21 protein-coding genes are annotated in these 25,496 nt (G+C 58.9%); 11 read left to right on the top strand and 10 right to left on the bottom strand.

Annotated elements, in window-relative coordinates:
• The first annotated feature begins 294 nt into the window (after positions 1 to 294).
• The 6 genes from lon (at position 295) to cmoB (ending at position 7,419) form a co-directional block, all read left to right on the top strand.
• The gene (gene lon, locus AC07ZE_RS05870; RefSeq protein ID WP_207262295.1) at positions 295 to 2,712 is read left to right on the top strand and encodes an endopeptidase La; all 2,418 of its coding nucleotides are present in this window, start codon (positions 295 to 297) and stop codon (positions 2,710 to 2,712) included.
• Positions 2,713 to 2,928: 216 nt separating this feature from the next.
• Positions 2,929 to 3,321 carry a protease inhibitor I42 family protein gene (locus AC07ZE_RS05865; RefSeq protein ID WP_207262293.1) on the top strand — a complete coding sequence of 131 codons (393 nt, stop codon included), beginning with the start codon at positions 2,929 to 2,931 and terminating at the stop codon, positions 3,319 to 3,321.
• 2 nt (positions 3,322 to 3,323) lie between these two features.
• The gene (locus AC07ZE_RS05860) at positions 3,324 to 3,962 is read left to right on the top strand and encodes a lysoplasmalogenase (protein WP_207262285.1); all 639 of its coding nucleotides are present in this window, start codon (positions 3,324 to 3,326) and stop codon (positions 3,960 to 3,962) included.
• 138 nt (positions 3,963 to 4,100) lie between these two features.
• Positions 4,101 to 5,654, top strand: a complete 1,554-nt coding sequence (locus AC07ZE_RS05855) for a M4 family metallopeptidase (protein ID WP_207262282.1) — start codon at positions 4,101 to 4,103, stop codon at positions 5,652 to 5,654.
• 68 nt (positions 5,655 to 5,722) lie between these two features.
• Positions 5,723 to 6,466 (top strand): carboxy-S-adenosyl-L-methionine synthase CmoA, encoded by a 744-nt coding sequence (gene cmoA, locus AC07ZE_RS05850; protein ID WP_207262272.1) that lies wholly within the window; start codon positions 5,723 to 5,725, stop codon positions 6,464 to 6,466.
• Positions 6,463 to 7,419, top strand: a complete 957-nt coding sequence (gene cmoB / locus AC07ZE_RS05845; RefSeq protein ID WP_207262270.1) for a tRNA 5-methoxyuridine(34)/uridine 5-oxyacetic acid(34) synthase CmoB — start codon at positions 6,463 to 6,465, stop codon at positions 7,417 to 7,419. The genes cmoA and cmoB overlap by 4 nt, the downstream gene beginning before the upstream one ends.
• A gap of 134 nt (positions 7,420 to 7,553) precedes the next feature.
• Here the strand turns inward: cmoB and tadA are convergent, their stop codons facing one another.
• Together tadA and AC07ZE_RS05835 are read right to left on the bottom strand one after the other, a co-directional pair.
• Positions 7,554 to 8,051 carry a tRNA adenosine(34) deaminase TadA gene (gene tadA / locus AC07ZE_RS05840; RefSeq protein ID WP_207262260.1) on the bottom strand — a complete coding sequence of 166 codons (498 nt, stop codon included), beginning with the start codon at positions 8,049 to 8,051 and terminating at the stop codon, positions 7,554 to 7,556.
• The gene (locus tag AC07ZE_RS05835; protein ID WP_207262257.1) at positions 8,051 to 9,427 is read right to left on the bottom strand and encodes a multicopper oxidase family protein; all 1,377 of its coding nucleotides are present in this window, start codon (positions 9,425 to 9,427) and stop codon (positions 8,051 to 8,053) included. The genes tadA and AC07ZE_RS05835 overlap by 1 nt, the downstream gene beginning before the upstream one ends.
• 218 nt (positions 9,428 to 9,645) lie before the next feature.
• Here AC07ZE_RS05835 and AC07ZE_RS05830 point away from each other — a divergent pair, with 218 nt between their 5' ends.
• On the top strand, positions 9,646 to 12,768 hold the full coding sequence (locus tag AC07ZE_RS05830; RefSeq protein WP_207262249.1) for a membrane-targeted effector domain-containing toxin: 3,123 nt from the start codon (positions 9,646 to 9,648) through the stop codon (positions 12,766 to 12,768).
• Positions 12,769 to 13,639: 871 nt separating this feature from the next.
• Entirely contained in the window at positions 13,640 to 15,712 is a 2,073-nt protein-coding gene (locus AC07ZE_RS05825; RefSeq protein ID WP_207262247.1) for a TerD family protein, read from the top strand.
• A 160-nt stretch (positions 15,713 to 15,872) separates the two neighbouring features.
• Here the strand turns inward: AC07ZE_RS05825 and guaA are convergent, their stop codons facing one another.
• From guaA to AC07ZE_RS05785, 8 genes are all read right to left on the bottom strand, one after another.
• Complete coding sequence (gene guaA, locus AC07ZE_RS05820) at positions 15,873 to 17,450, bottom strand: glutamine-hydrolyzing GMP synthase (protein WP_207262238.1); 1,578 nt, start codon at positions 17,448 to 17,450, stop codon at positions 15,873 to 15,875.
• A gap of 98 nt (positions 17,451 to 17,548) precedes the next feature.
• Complete coding sequence (gene guaB / locus AC07ZE_RS05815) at positions 17,549 to 19,018, bottom strand: IMP dehydrogenase (protein ID WP_095193736.1); 1,470 nt, start codon at positions 19,016 to 19,018, stop codon at positions 17,549 to 17,551.
• Positions 19,019 to 19,225: 207 nt separating this feature from the next.
• Positions 19,226 to 19,774 carry a sugar ABC transporter ATPase gene (locus AC07ZE_RS05810; protein ID WP_207262227.1) on the bottom strand — a complete coding sequence of 183 codons (549 nt, stop codon included), beginning with the start codon at positions 19,772 to 19,774 and terminating at the stop codon, positions 19,226 to 19,228.
• Between the two features lie 108 nt (positions 19,775 to 19,882).
• Entirely contained in the window at positions 19,883 to 21,064 is a 1,182-nt protein-coding gene (gene purT, locus AC07ZE_RS05805) for a formate-dependent phosphoribosylglycinamide formyltransferase (protein ID WP_207262225.1), read from the bottom strand.
• A 100-nt stretch (positions 21,065 to 21,164) separates the two neighbouring features.
• Positions 21,165 to 21,632 carry a VUT family protein gene (locus AC07ZE_RS05800; RefSeq protein ID WP_207262224.1) on the bottom strand — a complete coding sequence of 156 codons (468 nt, stop codon included), beginning with the start codon at positions 21,630 to 21,632 and terminating at the stop codon, positions 21,165 to 21,167.
• Positions 21,633 to 21,723: 91 nt separating this feature from the next.
• Positions 21,724 to 21,939, bottom strand: a complete 216-nt coding sequence (locus AC07ZE_RS05795; protein ID WP_207262223.1) for a DUF1289 domain-containing protein — start codon at positions 21,937 to 21,939, stop codon at positions 21,724 to 21,726.
• Entirely contained in the window at positions 21,936 to 22,460 is a 525-nt protein-coding gene (locus AC07ZE_RS05790; RefSeq protein ID WP_095193742.1) for a gamma carbonic anhydrase family protein, read from the bottom strand. The genes AC07ZE_RS05795 and AC07ZE_RS05790 overlap by 4 nt, the downstream gene beginning before the upstream one ends.
• Before the next feature lie 48 nt (positions 22,461 to 22,508).
• Positions 22,509 to 23,108 (bottom strand): CoA pyrophosphatase, encoded by a 600-nt coding sequence (locus AC07ZE_RS05785; RefSeq protein ID WP_137804788.1) that lies wholly within the window; start codon positions 23,106 to 23,108, stop codon positions 22,509 to 22,511.
• Positions 23,109 to 23,255: 147 nt separating this feature from the next.
• Between AC07ZE_RS05785 and AC07ZE_RS05780 the strand changes: the two genes are divergently transcribed.
• The 3 genes from AC07ZE_RS05780 (at position 23,256) to AC07ZE_RS05770 (ending at position 25,452) form a co-directional block, all read left to right on the top strand.
• Positions 23,256 to 23,804, top strand: a complete 549-nt coding sequence (locus AC07ZE_RS05780; RefSeq protein WP_095193744.1) for an NUDIX hydrolase — start codon at positions 23,256 to 23,258, stop codon at positions 23,802 to 23,804.
• A gap of 49 nt (positions 23,805 to 23,853) precedes the next feature.
• On the top strand, positions 23,854 to 24,357 hold the full coding sequence (locus AC07ZE_RS05775) for a L,D-transpeptidase family protein (protein ID WP_095193745.1): 504 nt from the start codon (positions 23,854 to 23,856) through the stop codon (positions 24,355 to 24,357).
• 363 nt (positions 24,358 to 24,720) lie between these two features.
• Complete coding sequence (locus AC07ZE_RS05770) at positions 24,721 to 25,452, top strand: GntR family transcriptional regulator (protein ID WP_207262222.1); 732 nt, start codon at positions 24,721 to 24,723, stop codon at positions 25,450 to 25,452.
• Positions 25,453 to 25,496: the final 44 nt, after the last annotated feature.

Raw genomic sequence — 25,496 nt, 5'->3', positions numbered from 1 at the left:
AGTCAAACCAAAGGCGACTCCCTCACAGGCGTCGCCTTTTTCACGCCCCCCCAAAAGCACACTGTGGGGGCGAGCCTGCTCGCGAAAGCGCTGTATCAGTTAACACTTTATTGACTGACAGTCCGTCTTCGCGAGCAGGCTCGCTCCTACAGTTTGTCCGGCGTCGCCTCAAAGTCCAGCTAACCTGAATCCCTGCTGAACACACCTTCGAATGATCAATCAACCCCAAAGCATCATTGAAACCACCGCCAACCTGCCCCATCTAAGACCCATACCCATTGCGCAGGTGCCCCCATGAGCGACCAGCAAGAATTCCCCGAAGACTCCACCGAATATGCCGATCCGGAAAACGCCCCGCATCACTCCACCGGCAAAGGTCTTGCCCTGCCCGGCCAGAATCTGCCGGACAAGGTCTACATCATCCCCATCCACAATCGACCATTCTTCCCGGCCCAGGTGCTGCCGGTCATCGTCAATGAAGAACCCTGGGCGGAAACCCTTGATCTGGTCAGCAAATCCGAGCACCACTCCCTGGCCCTGTTCTACATGGACACACCCCAGGACAATCCGCGCCACTTCGACACCTCGGCCCTGCCGCTGTATGGCACGCTGGTCAAGGTGCACCACGCCAGCCGTGAAAACGGCAAACTGCAATTCGTCGCCCAAGGCCTGACCCGCGTCCGGCTCAAGACCTGGCTCAAGCACCATCGCCCGCCGTACCTGGTGGAAGTCGAATACCCGCACCAGCCCACCGAGCCGACCGATGAGGTCAAGGCTTATGGCATGGCGCTGATCAATGCGATCAAGGAGCTGCTGCCGCTCAACCCGTTGTACAGCGAAGAGCTGAAGAATTATCTCAACCGCTTCAGCCCCAACGACCCGTCGCCGCTGACCGACTTCGCCGCCGCACTGACTTCGGCCACCGGTAGCGAATTGCAGGAAGTGCTCGACTGCGTGCCGATGCTCAAGCGCATGGAAAAAGTCCTGCCGATGCTGCGCAAGGAAGTCGAAGTCGCGCGCCTGCAAAAGGAAATCTCCGCCGAAGTGAACCGCAAGATCGGCGAGCACCAGCGCGAGTTTTTCCTCAAGGAACAACTCAAGGTCATCCAGCAGGAGCTGGGGCTGACCAAGGACGACCGCAGCGCCGACCTGGAACAATTCGAGCAAAGATTGACCGGCAAGGTACTGTCGTCACAGGCGCAAAAGCGCATCGAAGAAGAGATGAACAAGCTGTCGATCCTCGAGACCGGCTCGCCGGAATACGCGGTCACCCGCAACTACCTCGACTGGGCGACCTCGGTGCCGTGGGGCGTGTATGGCGAGGACAAGCTCGACCTCAAACACGCGCGCAAGGTGCTGGACAAACACCACGCCGGCCTCGACGACATCAAGGACCGCATCCTGGAATTCCTCGCGGTCGGTGCCTATAAAGGCGAGATCAGCGGTTCCATCGTGCTGTTGGTCGGCCCGCCGGGCGTGGGCAAGACCAGTGTCGGCAAATCCATCGCTGAATCCCTGGGCCGGCCGTTCTACCGCTTCAGCCTCGGCGGTATGCGCGACGAAGCCGAGATCAAGGGCCACCGCCGCACCTACATCGGCGCTCAGCCGGGCAAACTCGTTCAAGCATTGAAAGACGTCGAAGTGATGAACCCGGTGATCATGCTCGACGAAATCGACAAGATGGGCCAGAGCTACCAGGGCGACCCGGCCTCGGCACTGCTGGAAACCCTGGACCCTGAGCAGAACGTCGAATTCCTCGACCACTACCTCGATCTGCGCATGGACCTGTCGAAAGTGCTGTTTATCTGCACCGCCAACACCCTGGATTCGATACCCGGCCCGTTGCTCGACCGTATGGAAGTGATTCGCCTGTCGGGTTACATCACCGAAGAAAAAGTCGCCATCGCCAAGCGTCACCTGTGGCCCAAACTGTTGGAAAAGGCCGGTGTGTCCAAGGGGAATCTGAGCATCAGCGACAACGCGTTAAAGGCCTTGATCGACGGTTACGCCCGTGAAGCCGGCGTGCGGCAGCTGGAAAAACAGCTGGGCAAACTGGTGCGAAAAGCCGTGATGAAATTGATCGATGAGCCGAAATCGGTGATCAAACTCGGTCCGAAAGACCTGGAAGCCTCCCTTGGCCATCCGGTGTTTCGCAACGAACAGGTCCTGTCGGGCACGGGCGTCATCACCGGGCTGGCCTGGACCAGCATGGGTGGCGCGACCTTGCCGATCGAAGCGACGCGGATTCATACCCTTAACCGAGGCTTCAAACTCACCGGGCAACTGGGTGATGTGATGAAGGAGTCGGCAGAAATCGCCTACAGCTACGTCAGCTCCAACCTGAAGTCGTTCGGCGGCGATCCAAAGTTTTTCGACGAAGCCTTCGTACACCTTCATGTGCCGGAAGGCGCCACGCCAAAAGACGGCCCAAGCGCCGGCGTGACCATGGCCAGCGCCCTGCTCTCGCTCGCCCGCAACCAGCCCCCGAAAAAAGGCGTGGCCATGACCGGCGAACTGACCTTGACCGGGCATGTACTGCCGATTGGCGGGGTACGGGAAAAAGTGATTGCGGCGCGGCGACAGAAGATTTTCGATCTGATCTTGCCAGAGGCGAATCGCGGCAACTTTGAAGAACTGCCGGATTACTTGAAGCAAGGCATAACCGTGCATTTCGCCAAGCGGTTTGCGGATGTGGCGAAGGTGTTGTTCTGACCGTCTTGTAGCGCCGCTACCACCGTTTTCGCTGGCAAGCCAGCGCCCACAGGGTTTTGCAGTGGACACACATATTGTGAACACCGCCGACCACTGTGGGAGCCGGCTTGCCAGCGATGGCGTCGGCGCTCACAACGCCAATTCCCGCACCTGTCACAATTTGTCTCATCTCGGTTATGCTCACCGTTCGTCGTGAACGCCGGAGCCACAGCCCCTATGTCCCCCACCCGCCTGTTTGCCCCTATCGCCCTTGCGTTGCTGGCCGCCTGCGCCACGCAACCGAAGCACAACGTGACCGTGGAAAAACAAAGCGAATGCCCGGTGAAGCTCACCAGCGGACAAAACCTGATCCTGACCCTGCCGAGCAACCCGAGTACGGGCTACCGCTGGGCCATTCAGGATTCGGCGGGGGGGGTATTACGCGCATTGGGGCCAGAGGTTTATCGAAACCCGGAAGATGCCGGTGTTGTCGGCGCTGCCGGCGTTTCGACCTGGCGCTTTCAAGCCTTTGCACCCGGCACCGCACGCTTGCGCCTGACCTCGCAACAGCCCTGGGCACCGGAAGTGCTGCCGGTGGAATCCTTCGACTGCGCGATTTCGGTTAACTGACCATGGGTTGGCTGATTCTGGCGCTGATGGGCGCGGTGACGTTTCTCTACGGCCTGAGCGTACACGCCTCGCTGCTGTGTCTGTTGGTGAAACCGTTGCCGGTGCTGGCCTTGCTTGGCTGGCTGCACGACGCGCCGCCCAGCGACTATCGGCGCTGGATCAGCCTCGGCTTGATCTTCTCCGTGATCGGCGATGTGTTGCTGGCGTGGCCAGGGGATTTGTTTGTGTTTGGCCTGGGTGCGTTTCTGGTCGCGCATCTGGCCTATCTGAAAGCGTATTTGAGCGACTGCCGGCGATTGGCGCTGTTGCCGCTGATCATCGCCCTGGGTGTTGGAGCGGTGCTGCTGGGGATTTTGATTACTCATGGATTGGGACCGTTGCTCATCCCCGTGATCATTTACGGCCTGGCCATCAGCGCCATGCTCTGGCGAGCGCTGGCCCGGCTCGGTACTGATGTCCCCAAACGCTCGGCACTGCTGGCGGCAGCAGGCGCGGTGGCGTTTGTGTTCTCGGACAGCGTGATTGGCATCAGCCGTTTTGTGATGCCGTTCGATGCCGCGCCCTATGTGATCATCCTCAGTTATTGGCTGGGGCAATGGGGCATCACTGCCTCGGCCTTCCCCCCCGCGAACAGAAAATAAACACCCCACTTCTTTCACCATCAAAGAAAAACCTATCAGTTCTGCCAGGTGTAAAAAGTCTAATAAAAGCCGAAGCTGCTTGGCAGCGTGACGCTCAAAAAATGAGTGCCCACATTAACCAACAGTGCCGGAAACTTTATGCATTGCCACCTGATTGCCAAACTTTTCTGCGCGCTAACCCTCCTGTCACCACTCTTGGCGCACGCCGCTTCCATTGAAGTCGTTGACGACCAGCTCATTGCTTCAGGTGCTTACGACAAACGCGTATTCAAACGGGGTGAACTGCATCTTGAAGGAAAGGGAGAGCCCATTGCACTCGCAGGTAATCGTTCGATAGAACGAATGACTCAGACCTACCGGGCTGTACCGATATACGGTCATAGCGTTGCCTTTGAGCGGGATACCCGGGGCCGGGTTATCCATGCCAGCGGCCGTTATCTGCAAGGGATCACGCAGGATTTACCCCGTGTTGAACCGACGTTGAAGCCGGATCAGGCAGTGCAGGCATTGCGTGAGCAGTGGCGCATTAAAAAGGGCATAACATCCGAGGCGTCAACGCTCACGAGCACCAAACTTTTTGTCTATCAGCCACGTCAGGAGACCAAGGCCCGACTGATTTATCGAGTGTCCTATAGCATCGATACCAAAACCGTGCCCCCGTCTAACCCGACCGGGCTGATAGATGCCATGACTGGAGAAACTCTGAAATGGTGGGAAGGTGCTGCGACGCTGGAGACACGACCTACCTATGGACCCGGTGGCAATGAGTTGACTGGCGAATATCATTACGGCAACGAACGCCCCACTTTGCCGGCCACGCAACGAGGGCAGTCCTGCTCGTTCAATCACAACGGCATTCAGGTGTTCTTCGGCCAATACAAACCAATCTCCCCTCCCTGGATTTTCCCTTGCCCTTTTAGTGTTCAAAGTCCTATCAATGGCGCCTACTCGCCGATCAATGATTTGTTTTTCCATACCCTTGTCACCAAAGACTTGTATCTGGACATTCTGGGCATCGAGCCCGTAATTGGAGGGATTAAGGTGACTTATTTGACTGCTCCGGGTGACGGGGCGGGATGGGACCTGGCCCAAATGGTGGGGTGGTTCGCCTCTGGAGCGACGTTGTTTCATCCCGTCATTAGTCAGGACGTTGTAAGCCATGAGATCAGTCATGCCTTTTCCATGCAGAACTCCGGGATAGAAGATAGTGATGCGCAGGAAGGAGGGATTAATGAGGCGTTTTCGGACATGGCAGGCGAAGCGGCCAAATACCGCAGGGACGGTAAGAGTGATTTTATCGTCCTGAGTGAAGTAACCAAACCTGACGGAGAGCTCGGTCCACTCGGTGGCCTGCGTCGAATGTGCGAACAGTCCACCGATGGAAAATCCATCGAGCACGCCTCGCAATTCGACATGAACGGCATGGATCCGCACTACTCCAGCGGCGTCTACAACAAGGCCTATTGCATTTTGTCCAAGACATCGGGCTGGAATCAGCGCAATGCGTTCCAGGTGTTTGCGTTTGCCAATCACAACTATTGGAGCCAGGAGGAGACTTTTGATACCGCTGCGTGCGGCGCTATGGAAGCGGCAAGGGCACTACGCTATCCCGTTGCAGATTTGCGAGCGGCCCTGCAAGCGGTGGGCGTGCAATGTGCATTGCGTGGCCATGGATCGATCACGGCCAGCTAAATCCCATCGCAGCCCTCCAGCACCTACGCTAAAATGCCGGCCTTTTCATCGACACCGCCGGAACCGCCGTGAGCAAAGAATCCGATCGCCTTTTCGCCCAGCCTTTGGCCCAGGTGCCTGACTTCGCCTTTAACGAGGACGTGGTGCGGGTGTTCCCGGACATGATCAAGCGCTCGGTACCGGGTTATCCGACCATCGTGGAAAACCTCGGCGTGCTCGCCGCACAGTTCGCCCAGCCCAACAGCGTGCTCTATGACCTCGGCTCATCACTGGGTGCCGTGACCCAGGCCCTGCGCCGTCATGTGCGCACCGATGGCTGTCGCGTCATCGCTGTGGATAACTCCGCCGCCATGGTCGAGCGCTGCCGCGAATACCTCAATGGCCAGGATTCGATGTTCCAGGAGTTGTTGCCGGTGGAAGTGATCGAAGGCGACATCCTCGCCCTCGACTTCCAGCCCGCTTCGGTGGTGGCGCTGAATTTCACCCTGCAATTCATCGCTCCGGAGCGGCGCACCGAATTGCTCTCGCGCATTCGTCAATCCCTGCTGCCCGGCGGCGCGCTGATCCTGTCCGAGAAGCTGCGCTTCAATGATCCGCAGGAACACGCCCTGCTGACCGACCTGCACATCGCCTTCAAACGCGCCAACGGCTACAGCGAACTGGAAATCGCCCAGAAGCGCAGTGCCATCGAAAACGTCATGAAGCCCGACAGTCTAGAAGAACACCGCGAACGCCTGCTGGCCGCCGGGTTTTCGAAAGTCGTGCCGTGGTTCCAGTGTCTTAACTTTGCCTCGTTGATTGCCTTGCCATGATTGATCTGTCCCCCCTCGCCCGCCGTCTGACCGGCACACCGCTGGCCGACTGGGCCAACACCCTGCAAGCGCAACTCGACAAGAAAATGGAAAAGGGTCATGGCGACCTGGAGCGCTGGCAAAGCGCGCTGGATGCCTTGCCAAAGATCCTGCCGAGCGAAGTCGATTTGCTCAATGGCCTGAAACTGGACACCGATTGCGACGATGAAACCCGCGCGCAGATGCGCACGGCGCTGATGGGCCTCTCGCCCTGGCGCAAGGGGCCGTTCGATCTGTTTGGCGTGCACGTCGACACCGAATGGCGCTCGGACTGGAAATGGTCACGGGTCGCCCCGCACCTGGATCTGAAGGGCAAACGCATTCTCGATGTCGGCTGCGGCAACGGCTACTACATGTGGCGCATGCTCGGCGCCGGTGCGGACAGCGTGATCGGCGTCGATCCGAACTGGCTGTTCTTCTGCCAGTTCCAGGCGGTACAGCGTTACTTGTCCGAGCCGAATGCCTGGCATTTGCCGTTCCCCTTTGAAGACCTGCCGCCAAATCTGGAAGGTTTCGACACGGTGTTCTCAATGGGTGTGTTCTACCACCGTCGCTCGCCGATCGAACACTTGCTGGCGCTGAAGGATTGCCTGGTCAAGGGCGGCGAACTGGTGCTCGAAACCCTGGTAGTCGAAGGTGACAAACATCAGGTGCTGGTGCCGGAAGATCGTTATGCACAGATGCGAAACGTGTGGTTCCTGCCCTCGGTGCCGGCGCTTGAACTGTGGTTGCGCCGTGCCGGGTTCACCGATGTGAAATGCGTGGATGTGAGCGTGACCACGGTCGAGGAACAGCGCGGGACGGAGTGGATGAAGTATCAGTCGCTCAGCGACTTCCTTGATCCGCAGGATCACAGCAAGACCATCGAAGGGCTGCCGGCGCCGATGCGGGCGGTCATCGTGGCTCGCAAGTAGGACCCCGATCTCCAAAACACTGGAGAATTCCTTGTGGAAGCGAGCCTGCTCGCGAATTCGGTAAATCAGTCAACATCCATGCTGAATGGTAAACCGCATTCGCGAGCAGGCTCGCTCCCACATTGGTTCGGTGTTTAATCTGCAGGCTTGGCCCGGCGGGCCTTGAAGAACTCGCTTAAAACAGCCCCACACTCCTCCGCCAACACGCCCCCCTCATACAACACCCGGTGATTCAAAAAGCCCTGGGTGAAAAACTGACCCTGGCTTTGCACAATCCCGGCCTTGGGCTCCAGCGCGCCATACACCACCCGCGCAATCCGTGAATGCACGATCAGCCCGGCGCACATGCTGCACGGCTCCAGCGTCACGTACAGCGTGCTGCCCGTCAGGCGATAGTTGCTCACGGCCTGGGCCGCAGCACGGATGGCGACCATCTCGGCGTGGGCGCTGGGGTCGTTGCCGCTGATGGGGCAATTGAAGCCGCGACCGATGATTTCGCCGTCCTTCACCAGCACCGCGCCCACCGGCACTTCGCCAAGCGCGGCACCTTGCGCGGCCAGGACCAGGGCTTCGCGCATGAAATCACGGTCACGGCTACGGTCGATGATTGCGGCGGGTCGAATCTGACGCATCAGGCCACCTCGATCGCGGCCATCAGGCCGGTTTCCATATGGTCGATCACATGGCAGTGGAACATCCACACACCAGGGTTATCGGCCACCAGCGCCACTTGTGCGCGTTCGTTCTTGCCCAGCAGGTACGTGTCGGTGAAGTACGGAATGACCTTGTGCCGGTTCGAAGCGATGACCTTGAAGCTCATGCCGTGCAGATGAATCGGATGCTGGTACTGAGTCATGTTTTTCAATTCAAAAATATAGCTTTTGCCCTTCTCAAGCTTGGCAATCGGGCGGTCTGCGCAGGTCTTGTCGGTGATGTCCCAGGCCTGGCCGTTGATCTGCCACAAGCTCGGCGGCCTGCCATTGTCGACGTTGACCGACACCGAGCCCACCCACTCGAAATTGAAGTTGAGTTTCTCGGCATTGGCCAGGTCCGGCTCGGCCACCGGATTGGCAGGCAGTGCGGGTGGCCACTCGGTTGGCGTGTCGGTATTGGCCACGGAACGCAATGTGCCCAGGCGCACCGGGCCATTACGCAGGGACAATTCTTCACCGGCTGGCGGAGCCTTGATCGCCAGGCAGATACGCATGCCAGGGCCCAGCCAGTATTCCTTGCCCAGTGGCCGAGGCTCGACGGGATTGCCATCCAGCGCATAGATCTGCGCTTCAACGCCAGGAATGTTGAGGCGATAGGTCAGTGTGTTGTCGAGATTGAGCAGGCGCACCCGGGTGATTTGCCCGGCAGGCAGATCGATCACCGGTTGCGGGATGCCATTGATGGTCGACAGGCGACCCGCCGTGCCGCCACGGGCCGCTTCGCGAGGAATGCTGAAATCGACGAAAGCCCCCTGCTCATCGACATGCCAGTTCTTCAGGCTCAGGGTTTTTTCGTACTGGAAACCGGTCGGCTCGCGTTCTTCGACGATCAATGGCCCCACCAGCCCACGGCCGAGTTCTTCGCTGCTGCTGACGTGGGGGTGATACCAGTAGCTGCCGGCATCCGGCACGCGGAACTTGTAGTCGAAATATTCACCGGGCAGCACCGGCAATTGCGACACGTACGGCACGCCGTCCATTTCCAGCGGCAGGCGAATGCCGTGCCAGTGGATGGTGGTCGCCACCGGCAGGTGGTTGATGAAGCGTACCCGCAACCATTCACCCTGGCGCACCCGCAACTCGGTACCCGGTGCCGACGGGCCGAACGCCCAGGCGGGGGTCTTGTGCCCGGCCACCAGTTCGACGTCCAGCGGCGCGGCAATCAGTTCGTAATCATGACCCGCCTCGGCGTCGGCCCTCTTGCCCAGCCAGTAACGCGCCGCGCCTCCCGCTCCGAAGCCAACGACAACAAGACCGGCCAGGCCACCGAGGATTTGGCGACGGGTAAAGGACATGAACTCAACTACCTCACAATCAACGACAGGCCCAGAGGCCCTCAAAAGGCGAATACGATACACCTGCGATTGCGAAACAGTAAGAGTAGCGCGGCGGATGGACGCAGCCGGAGCGGTCACTACACGACATCGAATCGCCGTTGGCGCTACATATTCAGTGCATTGTCCCTGAGTGAATGGGTCATCCTCGACGTCCACTTCTCAAGGATAGAGATCCTATGAATCCGACTGAAAACCGTTCACTGCCTAACGCAGCGGACAAGGCTGCCCTCAAGGTCATCGCCGCCCATGTCGTCAAGGCTTGCCCAAGTCTGTACGACACCGCCCATGAGGTCGCCGCAAACCTGCTGGTCAGCCATGGCCTTACCGGCCTCGACCCCGATCAAGTCTATTTCCACCGATTCAGGACCGCCCAGCACATGGCGTCGTCATTCACCGGTTGGCAGCACTACGACGAAAAGCCCTATGAATCCCTGACCCTGACCCAATTGGTCATTCACCGCTTCCGCGCGACCGATCAGGACAATGCTGACCTGCTGGATTTGTATGGCGGTTTCTATACCGCAGGGCCGGACGGAAAAAACTTCGATGCCACCAATGAAGTGCATTTGCATGGCAGCGAAGTCATGAAGGATTTTTGGCGCATCAACTTCAGCGAGCTCTATCGCAACAAACTTCAACAGTTCTGGGGCGACTATGCCAACGAGTTCCGAACCCTGGCCAAGTGCAATTTTCTGAGCAAGGCAGTTGCGGCACGGGACAGCGGCAAACTGACCGATGACGATTTTCAAACGGCGGTTCGCGCCGTCATCGGTCCGCTGACGTGGCCGGTCAGCCTGGACATGCTCCAGAGCGAAACATCGGCCGGCTCTGGACTGCGGGTATGCGCCCTGGATATCGCCGGGCACGTAGCCACCGATATTCTGCGCATCATCAACACCAAAGGCCGGCAAATCCTTTACGTACCGGGAGAGACCGAGGCGTTTCACGTACTCGAAACGCCCATGGAGATGCATTGGTGGGCGTTGAACAAAATGAACCATGAAGTGCCTCATGGGGCCTTCATCAATCATTTCTCGCTGGCCGACCGCCTGGACATCACCGAAAACATCACGGACCTGATGAATCGATTGGTCAGCACCTGGGGTCACGCCGACCATCACATGATCAACCGGAAAGACCTGAGCGTGACGGGCGATGCCTTCAGTTGGTTGCGAAATTCGATCCGCTCGGCAATGTACGCTGAAGCAGACTTGTCATTGACCTCCAATGGCGATCTGCGCAAAAAATTGTGGATTGGTTACCTGAGTGCCGGTTTGAAGGTGTTTGGCCCGATGGCCGCCGTTGGTTGGCCGTTGGCGCTGCCCGTGATCGGGGCCAGCCTGGCGAACATGGGGCTCAACATCGACCAGGCCGTCAATGGCAAGAGCGCGAGCGAGCGCAAGGAAGGTGTCATCGGTGCGATCTTCAGTGCCATTGATACGTTGCTTAACCTGCCCTTCCTCAAAGGCGTCGGGTCGATGGCGGAAGTCGGCGCAGAGGTTGACGCCGCCGAAGCGGCTGAAATGGCTGAACTGACAAAAACTGAACCGCCACCGGAGCAACCCGCATCCAATCCCCGCGAGCCAGAGTCGCCAGTAGAGGTGTTGCCACCTATTGGAGAAACAAGCCCTACCCCCTTTGAGCCTGGCCAGCCGTGGGGAATACCGCAAACCTATCAATGCAACGAGTTACTCGACGAAGAAAGGCTGATCACCGAGCCCGGAAAATTCCAGGGTGTTTACCGGGTTGATTCCGATCCGCCCTATGCCATTTCAATGAACGACCTCCCTTATTACGTACGCTACTTTCCCGATTCGCAGAGCGGCTATTGGGCGATTGTCGATCCGGCAAGACCCAACCAGTTCATCCATTCCCTGCCCGTACGCTTGAATGCCGAAGGCAACTGGGAACGCATGCCCAAACTCGGGTTGCAGGCGGGCGGGCAATGCCTGGGCAAAGAGTGTGCAGTGGAGCTGGAAATGGCTGCGCGCGAGCCGGCGCCGAACGTCGAGCCGCCAGGCGCAGAAAGGGGCACCCATGCGCCGCACTCTTCAGTCAGCGCACAACCGCAAGCTTCGACCTCAAGGGCTCCACGGCTGGTAACAACGCCCTACGATGTTGAAGCGCACGCCAGGGCCGGGCTCAGGAGATGGGCGTTGCAGATACGCGAAACCCACATTCAACTTCAGGTGGGACCCAATGGAGACTTGATCGCTCCGGATCGATATGCACTGAATTTCACCGCCAAAGCGAACGCACTCCAGGCCTCTGCCAGACGCTTTTATCAATACCTCTCCTGGGAGAGTCTGCCCCAGCGCCCGCCAATCCCGGCCGTGGACAGTTCAACAACATTCGAATCGCTGATCGAACCTATTTTCAAAGCGACACCCGGGCTGGTCATCGGTGAAACCCTGGACCGGATCACAAGCATGCGCCTGATGATCGAGAACATGCCGGCACTGGCTGCCCAAGGCGTCAAAACCATCTACATGCGCCGCCTGCTCATCGACTTCGCTCAGGTCGAACTCAATAACTATTTCAACACCGGGGTCATGTCCGAGGACCTGAACGCGTATCTGACCCATCTAAGCGCCGATCCCGCCGGCCAGTTCGACGAACTGGAACTTGTGAAAACCGCCAGACAGCAGGGCATACGCGTACAGGCAACCGATTGCACGGCTTACTACAGAAGGCCGCTGGCGCTGCCACCGGTGGATGAGCAAATGATGGCCAACCATCTGACGAGCGATATCATGTTCTCCGACCGAGCGCTTAATTCCTCCGGGAAATGGGTGGTGTTGACCGGTGTAGAAAATACCAACACGTTCAGAGGGCTGGCGGGACTCAGCGAACTCAAAGGCGGCATCGGTATGCGGATAGAAGAGGTCAATCCGGGTGAAGGGCAAAGGCTTGATGTTGACCCTGGCATCGAAATAGAACGTGGCCCCTTTTTCAATAATCATTTGTCTCACGGAACGGCCGATACCTTTCACGCGGACCTGCGCCTGCAAATGGAAGCGCCGCCGGTCAACAGGAACGAGTCACAGCTGCGACGCCTGCTTTTTCGTCCGGGGATGTACGTGATCGAGAAGACGGACGGTGCCTACACATTGGTGCACCGCAGTCAGAGCGGAGCGCTGGTGCAGACCGCCATAGAATCACTGGCAGATGGCGATGTGCGCATCATGCGCCCGTCATGGCCGCAGGTCAGCGGCGTTCCATTTGCCAATCTGGACGAACTCTCAAGCGCGCTTCGCAACAGTCAGGGACTGAGCCTGCAAAGCCGTATCCCCGTTTAAACCACGGAAGCCCGGGCGTAAGTCACCTTTGGTGCCCCGCCTGGCCCACCCGTCATGAAAAACGCTTCGACCGTGTCGCCTCGCTCTTGAAAACGTGACCCTGGCGGGTTGGTCGAAACCTTTGCAGTGGAAACAGCAAGGCCGCGTGAAACCAGGTTTCACGCGGCCTTCAGGATAGACAATGCCTCAAGTCGTCAAGGCATGAGTGGGATCAGTCCCACTCTATTGTAATTTCTCAATTCAATCAGTTATTAACATCGTGTAAGCGGACACCATGAAATATACCATCTCCCCTTGCCCCTACTGGCGGGCTGACGGCGATTCGTTCGATTGGTAAACGGTGTCACAAGCAAACATTCACCGTCTGCTCGCCAGTTCCTCGCTTCCTCAGGCCGGTGACCGGGCAGATACTACTGCGTCCAAACAAGCTCCCTCGTGTCTGTTTCCGCGCGGTAACGCTCGCCCGCCGGGAAAGGTCGATAGAGCGCTCACGCGAGAGTGTGAACCGCCCGAACCCTCTCCGGCGAAGGTGTGAAAATAGAGATATAGCCGGGACAATCAATGCACGGGCGAGCTTCATTCAACTCTTCATGGTATCGGCATTGTCTCCAATGGACGAGCGACCTGTTCGCTCATCAGCCCCCTATTCGGTGAAGCAGCTTGTTACCGTTGGGATGCGCAGCAACCTGACAAACGGGGACTACTCTCCGTAAAATGCCTCCGTGGCTATGGAACACCTTCCTTCTAAACCTCCTATGACCTAGGGGTTCCGCTCTCCACACCGCGCCTGCTTCTTGCAGGCGTTTTTACATCAACTGCAGACACGATGCTGCAGCTCACTCGAAACGGCGGACAAGGGAGAAAATCAAGGATGAATCAGGAACTGTTCCTGCGTCGCCGTACTAAAGTTCACGTTCCTATGGGCACCGGCGGTGCCACGCGCGCTCAGGTTGCGTCGGCCGTCCGGGAAGTTGCGGCGTTCCGATGCGTACTATCAGAGCCACTGATTGAGCGAATCAGCATGCTGTCGGCGGCAGAACTCACGCATTGGCTGAGCGACGTTGTCGGAGTGCTTCGACGGCAGACCGGCGCTCATGTACACCACAAGCCGTTTTATCCTGACTTTCCAGATCAGGTACTGACGGCTTCAGAGGGTGAGTTATACCTTAGCGCCGTCATACACTACCTCACGCATTGGCGTTTACCAGCCAGTGAACACTCTCGACCTGCGTTGCTTGAAGGCAACTTCATATCCCGCGTTATCGAACCGGGAAGCGTCTCTGAGTTCGAATCACTGCTCGAGCCGCTGGTTTCATCGCGCACCTCGCTCTCCGAAGAGGAAACTGCCGATGTTGTCTGGTTTATCCAAGAGTACAAAAGCGATGTGTTCCGTCTACTGCCTGAGGCCGTCCCGTTTCGGGAGATCCGTGCACAGGTTGGCGGCGCACTGATCCTGCATGTTGCTGGCGATGCACGGGTGGATGCATTCCTGGAGCGAAACGTCGAAACGGCGACTGACGTGCTACGACTCGCGGTCGCGCTGAATGGAGGAGACGTGTCGCTGACGACCGCTTCGACTCGTTTCACCGCAATGAAGCGCTCGATGCGCCGTCGGCTGTTGCGCCTGCTCGACCACATACCCAACGCTGCAGAAGACGTGATGCGCCATGCTGAACGCTGGAAACGCCTGGCTGAAGTACTGCATCCGGGCGATTATGCCGATAAGTACCCGCAAGCTCTGGCCGCCATCACCGCAGCGCGTCGCGACGTATCGCCGGCCTCGTTTGGTTCACGTGTCGAAATAATGCTGGCCCAGCGTCACATCGCCACGCTTACCCCCCTGCTACAGAGCCGTCCTGGTGAGTTCGCACGACGGCTGGACGCGACCCTGCGGCGCGCGACGGAACCAGAGTTGGTTCTCGACGCGTTCGAGGCGATTGCGACACAAGTGTCCTCTCCTGTCCTGCTGCAGTTGCTGGCCCAGGTACGTGCTCCGCGCCCTCTGCCCCTGCGGGCCTTCACACCGAAAGGTTCATTCGCCAAAATCTATGGCATCAAGGATCGCCGCGCCCCTCTCACACCCGGCATCTTGGCTGGTGCAGCCCGAATCTGCGAGGACGCTCTCGTAAAGCGTTTTGCCTCGCTGCCGCCACTAGGCCGCTGTTTCATCGATCCAGCATTACGCGAATACAGGGTGCCGCTGGCGCAGCGTGCCTCATCAAAGTCGCTACGTACGCTGGTGCGGGGTAGTCGGTTGCCTATGCCTGACACACGTTTCATTCGCCTGTTCCTGTGGTGGAAGAACGGTCGCGAACGCACGGACATCGACCTGTCCGCCGCATTTTTCGACGCCAACTTCGTGTTCACACAAACGGTCGCGTACTACAACCTGAAGGGTTTTGGCGGTTACCACAGCGGCGACATCGTCGACGCGCCCGACGGGGCTTCGGAGTTCATCGACCTCGACCTTGATGTCCTCGTCAAGAAAGGTATCCGCTACGTCGTCACGTCTATCAACTCATTCACCGAGCAGCCGTATTGCGATCTTCCAGAATGCTTCGCTGGCTGGATGGCCCGCGCCGACGCGGCGTCGGGTGAAGTATTCGAGCCGCGAACCGTGTTCGACCGTATCGATATCGCATCCGACACACAGATCTGTCTGCCATTTGTAATGGACTTGCAGGAGCGGCGAGTGATCTGGGCCGATCTGGGGCTGACCTCATCTCCCCGGTGGAACAATGTCGGGAACAACCTCAGCGGGATATCGTTGATGCTACGGGCTTTGGTACATACACCACGGCCTGATTTGGAGACTCTGTTCGATTTGCATGTACAAGCACGAGGCGAACGAGTGGCTTCGCCGCAGCAGGCACAGGCGGTGTTTGCACCTGATCAAGGGATAACGCCGTTTGATACGGATTTGATTCGATCACAGTTTCTTTAATACTTACGCCTGCTGTTGCCATCCACTGAATACGACGACTCTTGCTTCGGCGCTTTCCCAAAAACAAAAATGCCAGTCAGCATAACTGACTGGCATTTTCTAAAACCCCTCTTGCGCCTCTTCGAATCTAACGTTGAGCTCTAGAGGGCGCCGCGCGGGATCACTCCCACTCAATCGTCGCTGGCGGCTTGCTCGACACGTCGTAGGTGACGCGGGAGATGCCTTCGATTTCATTGATGATGCGGCCGCTGACCGTTTCCAGCAGTTCGTAAGGCAGGTGTGCCCAACGCGCGGTCATGAAGTCGATGGTTTCTACGGCACGCAGGGCCACGACCCAGGCGTAACGACGGCCATCGCCGACCACGCCCACCGATTTCACCGGCTGGAATACCACGAATGCCTGGCTGACCTTGTGATACCAATCGGCCTTGCGCAGTTCTTCGATGAAGATGTGGTCAGCGCGACGCAGCAGGTCGGCGTACTCTTTCTTCACTTCACCCAGGATGCGCACTCCCAGGCCCGGGCCCGGGAACGGGTGGCGGTAGACCATGTCGTACGGCAGGCCTAGTTCCAGGCCCAAACGACGGACTTCGTCCTTGAACAGCTCACGCAGTGGCTCAACCAGTTTGAGGTTCATTTCTTCCGGCAGGCCGCCCACGTTGTGGTGCGACTTGATTACGTGGGCCTTGCCGCTTTTCGCGCCAGCCGACTCGATCACGTCCGGGTAGATGGTGCCCTGAGCCAGGTACTTGATGTTGTCCAGCTTGCAGGATTCGGCATCGAACACGTCGATGAAGGTACGGCCGATGATCTTGCGCTTTTTCTCCGGGTCGGCTTCGCCGGCCAGGTTGTTGAGGAACTGGTCCTCGGCGTTGGCGCGGATCACCTTGACGCCCATGTTCTCGGCGAACATGGCCATCACTTGCTCGCCTTCGTGCAGACGCAGCAGGCCGTTGTCGACGAAGACGCAGGTCAGTTGGTCGCCGATGGCTTTGTGCAGCAGTGCGGCAACAACCGAGGAGTCGACACCGCCGGACAGGCCGAGCAGTACGTTGTCGGTGCCGACCTGGGCACGGACCTGGGCGATGGCGTCTTCGGCAATCTTCGACGGGGTCCACAGCGCTTCACAGCCGCAGATGTCGAGGATGAAGCGCGACAGGATGCGACCGCCTTGCTTGGTGTGGGTCACTTCCGGGTGGAACTGCACGCCGTAGTAAGCGCGCTCGTCGCTGAACATGCCGGCGATCGGGCAGCTCGGGGTGCTGGCCAGGATATGGAAGTCTTCCGGCATCCTGGTGACCTTGTCACCGTGGCTCATCCATACGTCGAGGCCGAACAGGCCGTCAGCGTCGATGTGATCTTCGATGCCGTCGAGCAGACGACTCTTGCCGACCACGTCGACACGGGCGTAACCGAACTCACGCAGTTCGGAACCTTCAACCTTGCCGCCCAATTGCTCGGCCATGGTCTGCATGCCGTAGCAGATACCGAAGACCGGTACGCCCAGGTCCCAGACCGCTTGTGGCGCGCGCGGGCTGTCAGCCACGTGCACGGACTCGGGGCCGCCGGCGAGGATGATCCCCTTCGGTGCGAATTCGCGAATCGCTTCGTCATCCATGTCGAACGGGTGCAGTTCGCAGTACACACCGATTTCACGCACGCGGCGGGCAATCAGCTGGGTGTACTGGGAACCGAAGTCGAGGATCAGGATGCGGTGAGCGTGAATATCGAGGGCCATGATTCAGTCTCGTCTAAGTCATTCAGTAACAGTCGTGATTCAGAAACAACTCGGGGCTGAATAAAACAGCCCCGGTCGTTAACTTTTTACTTGAAGGCTCAACCTACGCGGTAGTTTGGCGCTTCCTTGGTGATCTGCACGTCGTGGACGTGGGACTCGGCCATGCCGGCGCCGGTGATCCGCACGAACTCAGGCTTGGTGCGCATTTCTTCGATGTTGGCGCTACCGGTGTAGCCCATGGAAGAACGCAGGCCGCCCATCAGTTGGTGGATGATGGCGCTCAGGGTGCCCTTGTACGGAACACGCCCTTCGATGCCTTCCGGAACGAGCTTCTCGGCGCCGGCCGAGGAGTCCTGGAAGTAACGGTCGGAGGAACCTTGCGCCTGAGACATGGCACCCAGCGAACCCATGCCACGGTAAGCCTTGTACGAACGGCCCTGGAACAGTTCGATCTCGCCTGGCGCTTCTTCGGTACCGGCGAACATCGAGCCCATCATCACGCAGGAGGCACCGGCAACGATGGCCTTGGACAGGTCACCGGAGAAACGGATGCCGCCGTCGGCGATCAACGGAACGCCTGTGCCTTCAAGGGCAGCGGCGACGTTGGCGATGGCACTGATTTGCGGAACGCCGACACCAGCGACGATACGGGTGGTGCAGATCGAGCCAGGGCCGATACCGACCTTGACGGCGTCAGCGCCGGCTTCGGCCAGGGCCTTGGCGGCAGCGCCGGTGGCGATGTTGCCGCCGATGACCTGCACTTCAGGGAAATTCTCTTTGACCCAGCGAACGCGGTCGATCACGCCTTTGGAGTGACCGTGGGCGGTGTCGACCACCACCACGTCAACGCCGGCATTGACCAGGGCGGCGACGCGATCACCGGTGTCTTTACCGGTACCGACGGCAGCACCGACGCGCAGACGACCTTGATCGTCCTTGCTGGCCAGTGGGTAGGCCTTGGCTTTTTCGATGTCGTTGACGGTCATCATGCCTTTGAGGGCGAACTTGTCGTCGACGATCAGCACGCGTTCGATGCGGTGCTTGTGCAGCAATTCGCGAACGTCGTTCTTGTCGGCGCCCTCCTTGACCGTGACCAGGCGCTCTTTAGGCGTCATCACTTCACGGACACTGGCGTCCAGACGGTTTTCGAAACGCACGTCACGGGAAGTGACGATGCCGACCAGGTCGCCATCGTGCAGCACCGGAACACCGGAGATGTTGTGCAGACGGGTCAGTTCGAACAGGTCACGAACCGTGGCATCCGCCTCGATGGTGATCGGGTCTTTGACGACACCGGCTTCGAACTTCTTGACCTTGCGGACTTCGGCAGCCTGCTGCTCGATGGTCATGTTCTTGTGGATGATGCCGATGCCACCTTCCTGAGCCATGGCGATTGCCAGACGGGCTTCAGTAACGGTGTCCATGGCGGCAGAAACCAGAGGAATGTTCAGCTCGATGCCACGGGTAAGGCGGGTTTTGAGACTGACTTCGTTAGGAAGCACCTCGGAATAACCGGGCACTAGGAGAATGTCGTCGAATGTCAGAGCTTCTTGGCTGATACGCAGCATCGCGGGGGCTCCCGAGCGGGAAAATGGAAGCGCGCCATTATAGTCAGACACCCCCTCGGGTTCAATGTAAAACTCTGTCTATTATCGACGCAGTGATCGACGGGGGCTTTGAACAGCATCGCTGACAAGCCAGCGCCCACAGATTCGGTGCAATCCTGTGGGCGCTGGCTTGTCAGCGATAAACGACAACACGGTCATCCAGCCGTATTACAACTCGACTTTCACCCAACTGACAGGCTGATCCAGCCAATCGGCAAATTCGTCGAGAAATGCCTGCTTGAACCCCGCTTCGGCCCAATTGTTGAAGATGAACCCCAAATTGGAGAAGCCGCATTCCTGCAGGAACAGAAAGCCGTTGATGTCATCTTCATGCCCGCATTCGGGGCAGGTGAAGTTGTCGGTGCGCCCCGGCATCCAGTCTTCCAGACTTTCAAACAGCGCTTCGCCGATTTCCTTGCGACACTCGGCACAGCCCGCTTCGCCCAAAAAACCCTTGGCTGGCGTATAGATGCAGCGCTTGGTGATGATCTCCAGGCCATTGATCGGCTCGCCGAACGGCAGGGCTTGCGGGTGCAGGACCACATCGCGTGCGCCTTCGCCGATGGCGTGGGCCATGCGATTGCCGGTGCGACCACAGGTTGTGAGTTCTTCCTTGATGATGTTCTTGCGCACCAGCCAACGCACGATTGCCCGCGCCCGGGGTTCATGCACCGGCAGCGTGGAGATTTTCGGGACGATGATGCTTTGCGAATTCATGGGGTACAGGCCTGAAGCATTGATGAAAGGTCTTGCGCCCGTCCTTGCGGCGTAATCCCTGTATGTGCGAGCCCACACCTAGAAGGTATAGGCCCGCCGTCGCTGTTTTTACAGCTCGACAACCACCGCCTGCGACGCACGGGTGGCCTTGGCGCGAGCGGTTTCGATCGACTCGTCGCGTGCCAGTGCCACACCCATCCGGCGCTGGCCATTGACTTCAGGCTTGCCGAACAGACGCAGCGCGGTATCCGGCTCGCTCAATGCGGCACCAAGATTGGCGAAAGCGGTCTGGGTCGACTGACCTTCCACCAGGATCACCGCCGAAGCCGAAGGTCCGAACTGGCGCACCACCGGGATCGGCAAGCCGAGGATCGCCCGTGCATGCAGGGCGAACTGTGACAAATCCTGGGAAATCATTGTGACCATGCCGGTGTCGTGCGGGCGCGGCGAGACTTCGCTGAACCACACCTGGTCGCCTTTGATGAACAGCTCTACACCGAACAGACCACGACCACCGAGGGCTTCGGTGACGGCTTTGGCCACGCGCTCGGATTCGGCCAGGGCAATCGGGCTCATGGCTTGTGGCTGCCAGGACTCCTGATAGTCGCCCTTTTCCTGACGGTGGCCGACTGGCGCGAGGAATGTGGTGCCGCCGACATGACGCACGGTCAACAGGGTGATTTCGTAGTCGAAATCGATGAAACCTTCGATGATCACCCGACCTTTACCGGCACGACCACCTTCTTGCGCGTAATCCCAGGCCTTCTTCACGTCATCAGCGCTGCGCAGCAGGCTCTGGCCTTTGCCCGACGAACTCATGACCGGCTTGACCACGCATGGGAAACCGAGGTCTTCGACGGCTTTGCTGTAGTCCTCGAAGGTATCGGCGAAGTGGTACGGCGAGGTCGGCAGGTCCAGCTCTTCGGCGGCCAGGCGACGGATGCCTTCGCGGTTCATGGTCAACTGCGCGGCACGTGCGGTCGGGATCACGGTGAAGCCTTCGGCTTCCAGTTCCACCAGGGTCGCGGTGGCGATGGCTTCGATTTCCGGCACGATAAAGTGCGGCTTTTCGGCTTCGATCACTGCACGCAGGGCCGCGCCATCAAGCATGTTGATCACGTGGCTGCGGTGGGCAACCTGCATGGCCGGCGCATTGGCGTAACGGTCCACGGCAATCACTTCAACGCCCAGGCGTTGCAGCTCGATCACCACTTCCTTGCCCAACTCGCCACAGCCACACATCAATACACGGGTCGCAGTGGGCGACAATGGAGTTCCGATACGGGTCATCTGAAGGTCCTCAAGGAAGCGGATCATCGAGGAATGCAACGCCGGGCGCGCATCCCATGGGAGAAAGCGCGGCATTTTACATGAACCGCGGGGTTTGGCTTCAGCTGACGAGAGCCTGTTTGCGCAGGCGCCAGGCCATGATCAGCCACACGGCGGTCACGCCGGCGAACTTCGAGCCCAGGGCGGTGAGGATCACACCGGGGGTCAGCGCATCGATCATGCCGAAGAAGATAAAGGTATCGAGCGGGATGCTCAGGGCCGAACTTATCCACAGGCGGTCGTGCAGCGGGCGCTTGGTGATGCTGAACACCAGCCAGTCAATGCACTCGGACACCGCGAAAGCCGTGGCGCTGGCCAGGGCGATGGACGGATCGGACGTCACATAGGACAACACCAGCGCCGCCAGCATCGCCGCGATCGCGCCGTGGCCGAAGCGGGTTTGCACCATGTCACGCAGCACGAACACCAGACCACCCCAGGCGGACCAGATGATGTCCAGGTCCGGGGCGGTGGAAAAGGCGTAATTGATCAGCACGACGCTGCTGATGTAGGCGATGAGGAAGAGCATGAAGTGTGCGAGTACCTGTGAATGTGGCGTGCAGGGTACTTCAGAGGAGGCGGTGGTGTCAGCGAAGACGCCTGCTCGCGAAGGCCGCGCCTCAATTCCCCGGTTTGGCCCCGATCATCCACACCAACCCACTGGACTTGGCCCGCTCATGACACAACTCCAGCACCTTGCGCCGCTCGGCATTGTCCATCCGGCTCCAGCGGGTGATTTCTTCCACCGTGCGCTGGCACCCGGTGCAGATGTCATCGTCGTCCAGCGCACAAATATTCACGCAGGGCGATAACACCGGACGTTCTGGTGCAGTCATTGTTCCTGCTCAGCCAAGTCGCGGGCATAACGCCGTGAGTTATGCACATAGTGGGCGGCGCTGGCTTCGAGCATTTTCTTCTGCGGCTCGGTCAGTTCGCGCACCACTTTGCCCGGCGAACCCATGACCAGCGAACCGTCCGGAATCTCCTTGCCTTCGCCGATCAGCGAATTGGCGCCGATGATGCAGTTCTTGCCGATCTTCGCGCCATTGAGAATCACAGCGTTGATACCGATCAGGCTGTAGTCGCCCACGGTGCAACCATGCAGCATGGCGTTGTGGCCGATGGTCACGCCGGTACCGATGGTTAGCGGGTAGCCCATGTCGGTGTGCATCACGGTGCCGTCCTGGACGTTGCTGTTCTTGCCGATCAGGATCAACTCGTTGTCGCCGCGCAGCACAGCGTTGAACCAGACGTTGGCGCCCTCTTCCAGCTTGACCTTGCCCACCAGCACGGCGTTGGGTGCGACCCAGCTGTCCGGGTGGGTCTCGACACGGGCGTCGCCCAAGCGGTATTTCATTGTGTTGTCCTCACGGCGTCACGTGTTCAGGCCATTCCAATGATGGCTTCAGGTATTGATAAAGCTTTTTGGCGGTTGATGCAGGCTGATCTTGGCGTCATAGAGCAGGTTGATCAACTCGACGACCATGATCGCGGTCAATCCCCAGATCTTGTACTCACCATAGCGATAGCTCGGCACGTACCAACTGCGGCCCTGGTAATCGATGCGATGGGTGTGCTCGCGCGGGTCCTTGCGGAAGAACTCCAGCGGGACGCTGAACACGGCGGCGATTTCGGCATCATTGGCCTGGTACTCGACGAAATCCGGAATTACACCAACATAAGGCGTGACTTTGATGCCGTGCAGGGAGATCAGCGGGCTCAGCGGACCGATCACTTCGACCAGTCCCGGCGGCAGGCCAATCTCTTCTTCGGCCTCGCGCAGGGCGGTAAAAATCAGGTCCGGGTCTTCGGGGTCACGCCGGCCGCCGGGGAAGGCGACTTCGCCGCCATGGGTCGAGAGCCCGCTGGCACGCAACGTCAGCACCAGTTCCGGCTCGTCACTGCGGGTAATGGGCACCAATACGGCAGCCTCGGGGAAACGTCGGTCAGTCTCCAGCGCGCGCGGTGTGTGGTTACTTACCCGATGCAGTAGCTCGTCCAGCATGAGTGTTCTCGATTTGTGCCTTACCTTGCATCATGCACCAATCGCTTCGGTCGCCCAACCCCCCGGATGGCGGCGTGTCGCGAAACGACAACTTGCCGACAGACACCGCCGCACGCCAAGATAGGCGCAGCATTCAGGAAACCAAGCATGAAATTTTGCAGTCAGTGCGGCAACCCGGTGACCCAACGCATTCCCGAAGGCGATTCGCGCCTGCGTTTTGTCTGTGACAGTTGCCACGCCATTCATTACCAGAACCCCAATATCGTCGCCGGCTGCCTGGCGACCTGGGGCACCAAGGTCCTGCTGTGCCGACGCGCCATCGAGCCTCGGCTGGGTTACTGGACCCTGCCCGCCGGCTTCATGGAAAACGGCGAAACCATCGAACAGGCGGCCATTCGTGAAACCGCCGAAGAAGCCTGCGCCCGGGTGCGCAACCTGAGTATCTATACGCTGATTGATGTGCCGCATATCAGCCAGGTGCATGTGTTCTTCCGCGCCGAACTGGCGGACCTGGACTTCGCCGCCGGCCCCGAGAGCCTCGAAGTGCAATTATTCGACGAAGCGGACATCCCTTGGGACGAGCTGGCTTTCCGCACAGTGGGCCGTACCTTAGAATGCTTCTTCGCTGACCGGCGGACCGAGGTCTACCCCGTACGGTCTGAATCGATCCCGCCGCTTGCTCAGCCTGCCAACTAAAAAACATCTATAAATAAATAGTCGCGACACCTCCTGGGGAATCGTTTCAATGCGCTGGTTGCTTGCCCTGTTCTGCTTGTCGTTCGTTGCGGTGTCCCAGGCGTCTGCCGTGGGATCCCTGGACGGCAAAGTCATCGAGAAAGTCCTGGTTCTCAAGTCTGCCCACCAATTGCAATTGATCAATGACGGCAAGCCGCTCAAGACCTATCGCATTTCTCTGGGCAAGCGCCCCATAGGGCCGAAACTGATGGAGGGCGATAAACGCACGCCGGAAGGTTTCTACTGGCTCGACTGGCGCAAGGTCAGTGACCGCTTCAACCTGGCCATGCACATCTCCTACCCGAACATCAGTGACTCCGCTCGCTCACGACGTGAAGGCGTCGACCCCGGCGGCATGATCATGATCCATGGCACCCCCGACACTGAAGACAACCCTGAAGACCTGTTCCACACCCTGGACTGGACCGACGGCTGCATCGCCATGCGCAACATGGACATGCGCGAAATCTGGAACCTGGTGCCGGACGGCACGATGATCGAAATCCGTCCGTAAACTTTTTTGTGACAGGCGAGCTTTGGTGGCGAGGAAGCTTGCCCCTTCGCCACACTGATCAGCCTCTGACCGCTACCTTCGGTCGCCCGCCAAAAAATAAATTCAAAAAATCGCAGCCTTCGGCAGCGCCTACAGAGCAGATACCACTTCCACCCGTAGGAGCTGCCAAAGGCTGCGATCTTTGCTTTCAAAATCCCCACCTCTAATACCACTTCAAACCCACCCACTCCAAAAACACCTGAACAGCCCGGTTTATCTGCGCCTCAAGCCAGGACACCGCGTTGACATGGTATTTAAGTGGTATTAGTTTTTACCCCACAACCGAGCGACAACAATCTTACATCCGCATCGGACCATACCTGCATGAATGACCTACACGCCCTGCGCCCTGACGACACCCAGCCCACGCCGTTGTACCTGCAACTGGCGCGCAACCTGGAAGCGGCGATCCATGCCGGCCAGTGGAAAGCCGAGCAGGCCATGCCATCGGAACGCAACCTCAGCGAAATGCTGGGCATATCCCGCGTCACCGCACGCAAGGCACTGGAAGTGTTGTTCGAACAGGGTCTGATCCGTCGCAACCAGGGTTCCGGCACGTTCATCACCCCACGTCTGGAACAACCGTTGTCGCGCCTGTCGGGATTCAGCGAAATGTTGCGCCTCAAGGGGTTTGTTCCCGGTTCGCAATGGCTGGAGCGGGAAATCACCCTGCCGACCCACGAAGAGCTGATCCGCCTCGGCCTGTCGCCCAACGACAAGGTGGCGCGCATGAAACGCCTGCGCAAGGCCGACGACACGGTGATGGCCATCGAGATGAGTACCCTGCCCGCCTCGATCATTCCCAAACCACAGGCAGTGGGCGATTCCCTTTACGAATACCTCGACGGCATTGGCAAACCTGTCGTGCGCGCCTTGCAGCACATACAAGCCATCAACGCCTCTCACGAGTTCGCCGCGCTGGTAGGCATCGCCCCCGGCACCGCCATGTTGCTGATGACCCGGGTCGGCTACCTCGAAGACAACACGCCCATCGAAGTCACCGACACCTATTGCCGCAATGATTACTACGATTTTGTCGCAGAGCTCCGTAGATGAAGAGCTTCGTCGATGAAGCGCTTCCTCGATAGAAAGCCACCTCG

This window comes from Pseudomonas sp. GW101-3H06, assembly GCF_059424605.1.
Note: the sequence above shows the minus strand (reverse complement) of the source record. Positions and strands in the feature narration are given on the sequence as shown.

Excerpts from the sequence above, each read along its gene's own strand:
- AC07ZE_RS05855 (WP_207262282.1), top strand. The coding sequence starts at position 4,101 with ATGCATTGCCACCTGATTGCCAAACTTTTCTGCGCGCTAACCCTCCTG.
- guaA (WP_207262238.1), bottom strand. The coding sequence starts at position 17,450 with ATGGCCCTCGATATTCACGCTCACCGCATCCTGATCCTCGACTTCGGT.
- guaB (WP_095193736.1), bottom strand. The coding sequence starts at position 19,018 with ATGCTGCGTATCAGCCAAGAAGCTCTGACATTCGACGACATTCTCCTA.
- AC07ZE_RS05800 (WP_207262224.1), bottom strand. The coding sequence starts at position 21,632 with ATGCTCTTCCTCATCGCCTACATCAGCAGCGTCGTGCTGATCAATTAC.
- AC07ZE_RS05810 (WP_207262227.1), bottom strand. The coding sequence starts at position 19,774 with ATGAATTCGCAAAGCATCATCGTCCCGAAAATCTCCACGCTGCCGGTG.
- AC07ZE_RS05780 (WP_095193744.1), top strand. The coding sequence starts at position 23,256 with ATGAAATTTTGCAGTCAGTGCGGCAACCCGGTGACCCAACGCATTCCC.
- purT (WP_207262225.1), bottom strand. The coding sequence starts at position 21,064 with ATGACCCGTATCGGAACTCCATTGTCGCCCACTGCGACCCGTGTATTG.
- tadA (WP_207262260.1), bottom strand. The coding sequence starts at position 8,051 with ATGCGTCAGATTCGACCCGCCGCAATCATCGACCGTAGCCGTGACCGT.
- AC07ZE_RS05775 (WP_095193745.1), top strand. The coding sequence starts at position 23,854 with ATGCGCTGGTTGCTTGCCCTGTTCTGCTTGTCGTTCGTTGCGGTGTCC.
- AC07ZE_RS05785 (WP_137804788.1), bottom strand. The coding sequence starts at position 23,108 with ATGCTGGACGAGCTACTGCATCGGGTAAGTAACCACACACCGCGCGCG.
- AC07ZE_RS05790 (WP_095193742.1), bottom strand. The coding sequence starts at position 22,460 with ATGAAATACCGCTTGGGCGACGCCCGTGTCGAGACCCACCCGGACAGC.
- AC07ZE_RS05770 (WP_207262222.1), top strand. The coding sequence starts at position 24,721 with ATGAATGACCTACACGCCCTGCGCCCTGACGACACCCAGCCCACGCCG.
- AC07ZE_RS05860 (WP_207262285.1), top strand. The coding sequence starts at position 3,324 with ATGGGTTGGCTGATTCTGGCGCTGATGGGCGCGGTGACGTTTCTCTAC.
- AC07ZE_RS05825 (WP_207262247.1), top strand. The coding sequence starts at position 13,640 with ATGAATCAGGAACTGTTCCTGCGTCGCCGTACTAAAGTTCACGTTCCT.
- lon (WP_207262295.1), top strand. The coding sequence starts at position 295 with ATGAGCGACCAGCAAGAATTCCCCGAAGACTCCACCGAATATGCCGAT.
- AC07ZE_RS05830 (WP_207262249.1), top strand. The coding sequence starts at position 9,646 with ATGAATCCGACTGAAAACCGTTCACTGCCTAACGCAGCGGACAAGGCT.
- AC07ZE_RS05865 (WP_207262293.1), top strand. The coding sequence starts at position 2,929 with ATGTCCCCCACCCGCCTGTTTGCCCCTATCGCCCTTGCGTTGCTGGCC.
- AC07ZE_RS05795 (WP_207262223.1), bottom strand. The coding sequence starts at position 21,939 with ATGACTGCACCAGAACGTCCGGTGTTATCGCCCTGCGTGAATATTTGT.
- cmoB (WP_207262270.1), top strand. The coding sequence starts at position 6,463 with ATGATTGATCTGTCCCCCCTCGCCCGCCGTCTGACCGGCACACCGCTG.
- AC07ZE_RS05835 (WP_207262257.1), bottom strand. The coding sequence starts at position 9,427 with ATGTCCTTTACCCGTCGCCAAATCCTCGGTGGCCTGGCCGGTCTTGTT.